The organism is Pseudomonas sp. ENNP23, from assembly GCF_001728945.1.
GTDB classification, from domain to species: domain Bacteria; phylum Pseudomonadota; class Gammaproteobacteria; order Pseudomonadales; family Pseudomonadaceae; genus Metapseudomonas; species Metapseudomonas otitidis.
Window position 1 is genome coordinate 1 of the sequence record NZ_LYSP01000119.1, and the last position, 604, is coordinate 604.

At 62.1% G+C, this 604-nt stretch carries 1 protein-coding gene; it reads left to right on the forward strand.

What is annotated here, in order from left to right; all coding sequences use genetic code 11:
* Positions 1–604: RHS repeat domain-containing protein (locus A9G05_RS27805; RefSeq protein WP_171902748.1), on the forward strand; the 604-nt coding region annotated here is incomplete at both ends.

Below are 604 nucleotides of genomic sequence, written 5' to 3' on the forward strand. Positions count from 1 at the left end.
GCCCACGCCCACAGCCTGTTCGGCAGCATCAACTACCGGTACGACGCCCTCGACCGCCTCACCATGGAGGAGGCCGGTCTACGCAAGACCTACACCTACGACGCCAACGGCAACCGCACCAGTCGCACCACGGCCCACACAAGCCTGGGGATAACGTACTTTCAGCATCGCCTGAGGTATGCCCCCGACAGCAACCGCCTGCTCCAGAGCGATAGCCTGTACGAAGCCGAAGTCGATGCAGCAGGCAATTACACCCGTCACACCCTGAGCAAGCGCTACCAGTACGACGACCAAGGGCGCCTCAGCAACGTCATCGACCAGCGTGGCAATGGGGTCGCACGCTACACCTACAACGCCCTCGGCCAACGCGTGCTCAAGGAAGCCCGCCAAGGCACCAACCGACTCCCTTTCACCTACCTCTACGGACCCAACGGCCAAGTGCTGGGCCAAGTGAGCTACACCGCCCAGGGGAGAAAGAGCAAAGCCAGCTACTACGTCTGGCTCGATGACCTGCCCATCGCCCAGATCGACCTTGCCTACAACTTCGCCGGCACCGTTGTCGACAGCACCACCCTCACCTACCTGCACAGCGACCACCTCAACA